Below are 5,262 nucleotides of genomic sequence, written 5' to 3'. Positions count from 1 at the left end.
GCGGAGGGCGCGCCGAAGGCCCGGGCGCGGTGCAGCGCGTCGGCGGCCAGGGCGCGGGCCCTGGCGGGGTCCTCGGGGGCCACCGTGCGGGCCAGGTGGAGGCGCCAGGGGCACCAGGCCGGGTTCTGGATGCCGCGCGGGGTCAGCCTCCGCTCCACGGCCTCCAGTTCGACGGTGGCCGCCTTGCGGTCCCCCGCGGCCAGGAGCAGTTCGGCGTACACGGTCTGGGAGTCGGGGAAGACCACGGCGGCGGGGAAGGGCTCCCCGTACTCGTGTTCCCGGGCCAGCTGCCAGGCCTCCTCGATCCGGCCGCGGCCGAGCAGGGTGGTGATGAGGATGGTGATGGCGTACCAGTGCACGGGCGTACGGCGGCCCACGCGCTCGGCGAGCCTGAGGCCGGCCCGGGCCAGCTCCTCGGCCTCGGTGAGGCGGCCGCGCCGGTAGCGGATGTAGGCGCGCAGGCTGTACGCGAAGGACAGGTGGGCGCCGTGCCAGCCCTGGCGTTCGAACTCGGCGGTGCCGGCCTCGAAGAGCTCCTCCGCGCGGCCGGGCCGGTCGGCGTACATGTGGACCAGGGCGGCGAGGACCGGGACCTCGAAGCCGCGGTCCTCGTGCGCCCAGCTGAACGGCTGCTCCAGGACCCGGCCGGCGTGGTGGAGGGCCACCTCGCGGGGTTCGCCCCGCAGGCAGGCGTCCCAGGCCCGGAGTCCGATGACGTAGCGCTCGGTGAGGTCGCGGCCGGTGAGGCGGTCGGCGAGTTTGGCGAGGCGGCGGGAGCGGGCCGGTGAGTCGGGTTCGGCGGCGTCGAAGGCGTCCCACATGAACTGCTCGGACTGCAGGCGCAGCCGGGCGCGCGGTTCCTGGGTGCGCGGTATCTCGCGGGCGAGCAGGTCGGAGGCGGCCCGCAGGTGGTCGCTGTGGGCGAGGACCTGGGCGAGCCGGATGACGATGCCCTGGCGCAGCGCGGGGTCGTCGAAGGGTTCGGCGAGGGCGGCCCGCAGGTGGTTGACGGTGGTGGCGGGTTCGGTGAGCAGGGAGGCGCAGCCGAGTTCGTAGAGCACGGCTGCGCGTTCGCCGAAGTCCGGGGGTTCCTGGAGGGCGCGGGCCAGCTGGCGGCGGGCGGCTTCGGGGGCGCCGGCCCGGAGGTTCTCGGCGGCGGCCTCGCGCAGGGTGCGCACCACCCAGGGGTCGTTTTCGGGGTGGGTCTCCAGGAGGTGGCGGGCGGCGGCGGAGGAGCCGAGCCCGGCGTCGACGACGGCGGCCGCGGCCTTGCCGTGCAGGGCGACGCGCAGGGCGTCGGGGATGGCCCGGTATATGGCGGTGGCGATGAGCGGGTGGACGAACTCCAGCCCGGTGCCCTCCTCTTCGGCCTCCGCCGGGGGCGCCGACAGGATGCGGGCGTCGCGCAGCCGCCAGGTGGCGGCGGCGGCCTCCTCGGCGCCGAGTCCGGCGACGCGGGCGGCGATCTGCCGGGGGATGGCGGTGCCGAGGACGGCGCAGGCCCAGGCGAAGCGGACGGTGGAGGGGCCGAGGCTCTGCAGGCGGGCGACGAGGCCGCTGCCGCGCTGGGCGGCGGCCAGGTCGTGCAGGAGCGGGGCGCTGGACTCGACGGGGGTGATGCCCCGGGCGCGGACCTTGGCGGTGAGTTCGACGGCCTCGAAGGGGTTGCCGGTGGTGACGGCCCAGGCCTCGTGGCAGAAGGCGTCCTCTGCGTGCGCCCCGACGGTCTCGCGGACCAGGGTGGCGACGGCGGACTCGGTGAGCGGGGCGAGGGCGAGCGGGCGCCGGCCAGCCCGGCCGGGCAGCGTGCGGAACGCCTCGGCGTGCGCGGGGAGTTCGTCGGGGCGGTAGGCGACGACGATGAGCAGCGGGAGGTGTTCGGCGCGCGGGGCGAACGCGGCGAGCCAGCCGAGGGATTCGGGGTCGGCCCAGTGGGCGTCGTCGAGGACGAGGACGACGGGGGGCCGCTGGACGGTGAGGTGGGTGAGCACCCAGTCGAGGCCGTCGCGCAGGCCCTGGGGGTCGGGCGGGGCGCCCTGTTCGGGGGCGCACAGGCCCAGGGCGGGGCCGACGATGGCGTACCAGCTGCCGAGCGCGTCGCGCAGCTCGGCCTCGGGGCGGCCGGCCAGCTGGGGCTGGATGAGCTGGCGGGCGACGTGGAAGGGCTGGCGCTGCTCCTGTTCGCCGCCGCGGGCGGCGAGGAGGGTGCAGGAGCGGGCGAGGGCGCGGCGGCGTACTTCGGCGAGGAGGGTGGTCTTGCCGAGGCCGGCGGGGCCGGAGAGCGCGAGCAGGCCGCCGGCGGCGTCGGGGCCGGTACCGGTGAGGCGGTCCAGGGCCTCGTCGACGGTGACCAGTTCCGTCTCGCGTTCGAAGAGCGTGCGCCGTGTGCGGGTCCGGCGGTCCGTCATGGCTGGTACCCCCCAGGCCGGTTCAGAACCTCAGCGTACGCCCGCGCACGCCTCGGGGACTCCCCGTCACGGGAAACATCCCGATCTTCTCTCCCGGGGCCCGGGCCTGGCCGGTGCGCAGGCCGGGGCGGTAGGGCGGGGGCCGGGGGCGGACGGGTGCGGATCGGGGGCGGACGGGCGGGGACCCGAGGCGGCTGGGTGCGGGTCGGTGACGGGCGGGCGCGGGACGGGACGGGTCGGGGTGGGGGCTCGGGACCGGTCGCCACGTCCGGTGGTGGGGGCGGGTTTGGTGCCGATGGCAGGGCCAAGGCCGGGGATGGGTTTGGGGCCGGCAGCGGACTCGGGGCCGGTTCCCGGTTCGGTGTCGGCGGCGGGTTCGGAGCAGCCGGGCGGCGAACCCGGCACCGGGTGAGGGCTCGGCATTGGGCGCCAGGTCCGGTGCTCGGGGCGGAGGCGTCGAGGCAGGGTGGGGGGCTCGTCGCGAGTGGTGGCTCTCGACGCCGGCTCCGTCCGGTGCCGGGGCAGCCGGGCGCGGGCACGGGCTGCGGGCACGGGCTGCGGCCCGGCGCCGCACGGGGGCTCGGCGCCGGGGCGCCACGTCCGGTGGCCGGGGTCGGGGCCGGAGGCGGCCCGGGGACGGTGCCCGGTTCGGTCCGGCAGGGGGATCGGCGCGGCTGCCGCTTCCGATCCGCTGCCGGTGCCGCGGTTCGGTGTATCGGGCGGGTTCCGCGCTTGCAGCGGGCTCGGCGCGGCTGCCGGATGCAGGCCGGTGGCGGGCCCGGTGCATGGGGCGGGTTCGACGCCGGAGGGGCGCCCGCCGGTGGCCGGGCGCGGGTCGGGGGCGGACGGGCGGGGGCCGGGCGACAGGGCGCCGGGTCAGGGGCGGCGGGGCGGGGCCGGGAGCGGACGGGCGGCGGGCTCGACGGCCGGGTGGGGCTATGGGCCGGGTGGGGGCTCGGGGCCGAGCGCCCCGTCCGGTGCCGGGGGGGGGCGGCTGGATGCGGGTCTGCGGCGGCCGGGTGGTGGGCTCGGTGCGGGGTGGGGGGCTGGGGGCTGGGGGCCGAGCGCCACGTCCGGTGCTCGGGGCGGGTTCGGTGCCGAGGACGGGTTCGGGCCGGAAGCGGACTCGGGCTGGTGCCCGGTTCGGTGTCGGCGGCGGGTTCGGAGCGGCCGGGCCGCGAACCCGGCCCCGGGTGGGGGCTCGGCACTGGGCGCCACGTCCGGTGCTCGGGCGGCGGCGTCGAGGCCGGGTGGGGGCTCGGCGCGGATGGTGGCTCGACGCCGGCCCCGTCCGGTGCCGGGGGCAGCCGGGCGCGGGCCCCGGCGGCGAGCTCGGGCCCGCAGCCAGGTATGGGACCGGTGCTCGTTCGGGGCGGCCGGGCGGCGGCCCGGCACTGAGTGGGGGTCGACGCCGGGGCACCACGTCTGGTGGCGGGGTCGGGGCCGGAGGCGGGCCTGGGGACAGTGCCCGGTTCGGTCCGGCAGCGCGCTCGGCGCGGCTGCCGGATGCAGTCCGGTGGCGGGCCCGGTGCATGGGGCGGGTTCCACGCCGGGCCCCCCGGTGGCCGGTTCGGCTGGGGGCGTGCTCGGTGCCGGGGCGGTTCGTGGTTCGGTGCATGGGGCGAGCTCAGCGTGGCGGGGCCAGATGCAGGCCGGTTGCGGACTCGGTGCATCGGGCGGGTTCCACGCCGGGGGCCCGGCCGTGGACGGTTCGGCTGGGGGCGGGTTCCGTTCCAGTGACGGCCTCGGGCGGTGGCGGGCTCGGTGGCGGTGGCGGGTTCGGGGTGGCGGGTGGGTTTGGGGTGGGCGTGTGCGGACAGTCGCGGGGGGAGGCACCCTGACGTGCCGGTCCACGGCCGGCCCCGGGCTCCGCGCGGGGCCGTGCCCCGATCCGGAGGCGAAGGATGGACACGAACCGCGGGCACGACGCCCCGGAGCGGAGCGGCGTGCCGCTCCCGGACGCGGGGGCGATGGTGGACGAGCACGGTCGCGCACCCGGTGTGCCCTCCCGGACGGGGACGGGTGCGGGTCCGGCGGCCGATCCCGCACGAGTGGACGAGGCCAACCAGCCGGCGGCGCCGGCGGCTGAGGCCGAGGTGAACGTACTGGTCAGTCACTGCGACCGGGCGGGCGCCGAGGCCGTGCTCGGCGTCCTGGCGGAGGCGTTCCCCGGGATGACCCCGCCGGCTCCCGCTCCGGCGTCGGCGGCGGCCCGGCCCGGGGCGGCTCCGAGCATCTGGGCTGTGACGGTGGACGTCCGCCGCCGGACGCCCGACACGGTCCCGCGGCCCCGGCCGACCTCGCCCGTGACGGCCGAGCTGGACGGCGCCGCCGAGCCGGTGCGGCTGGTCCGGGCCGTTCTGGAGGACGCCTTCGCCGGCCAGCACCTCGGCACCGTTTCCGGGGAGCACGAACTCCAGGTCGCGCTGCGGCTGACCGCCCGCGAGCCGGCCTAGACACAACCGGCCCGAGCGGATTCGGCTGACGCCTACGAGCCAGCCTGGGCGGAACACGCCCGTCGGAGCATGCCTGAGTCGAACCGGGCTGGGCGGGACCGCCCTCGGCAGGCCCGGCCCGGGCGGAACCGAGGCTGGGCCCAGGCCTGCGCCGAACCAGGCTGAACCGGGCTGGGCCCGAACAGGCTGGGCCGAACCGGGCCGGGCCCGACCAGCCTGGGCCGAACCGGGCTGGGCCCCACGGCCTCGCGGACCGGGCTGGACGGGACTGGGCTGGGCCGAACCGGCCTAGACCATCCCGCCCTGAGAACCCGTTGTTCTATCGAGCGTGGGGGCGTTTGGGTTCGAACAGGGTTCTGGGTCGGGTGATGTTGCGAGTGTCCGGGCATGAAGGCAGG

General features: G+C 78.0%; 2 protein-coding genes. One reads left to right on the top strand and one right to left on the bottom strand.

Annotation, left to right across the window (positions count from 1 at the left end; genetic code table 11):
• Nucleotides 1–2,408: AAA family ATPase (locus AB0F18_RS38320; RefSeq protein WP_362069913.1), on the bottom strand; the 2,408-nt coding region annotated here is incomplete at its 3' end.
• A 1,904-nt stretch (nt 2,409–4,312) separates the two neighbouring features.
• Between AB0F18_RS38320 and AB0F18_RS38315 the strand changes: the two genes are divergently transcribed.
• Nucleotides 4,313–4,864, top strand: a complete 552-nt coding sequence (locus tag AB0F18_RS38315; RefSeq protein ID WP_362069910.1) for a hypothetical protein — start codon at nt 4,313–4,315, stop codon at nt 4,862–4,864.
• Nucleotides 4,865–5,262 lie beyond the last annotated feature (398 nt).

Source organism: Streptomyces sp. NPDC029216, assembly GCF_040648015.1.
Lineage (GTDB): Bacteria > Actinomycetota > Actinomycetes > Streptomycetales > Streptomycetaceae > Streptomyces.
Note: the sequence above shows the minus strand (reverse complement) of the source record. Positions and strands in the feature narration are given on the sequence as shown.

Coding starts and splice junctions, on each gene's coding strand:
- AB0F18_RS38315 (WP_362069910.1), top strand. CDS start 4,313: ATGGACACGAACCGCGGGCACGACGCCCCGGAGCGGAGCGGCGTGCCG.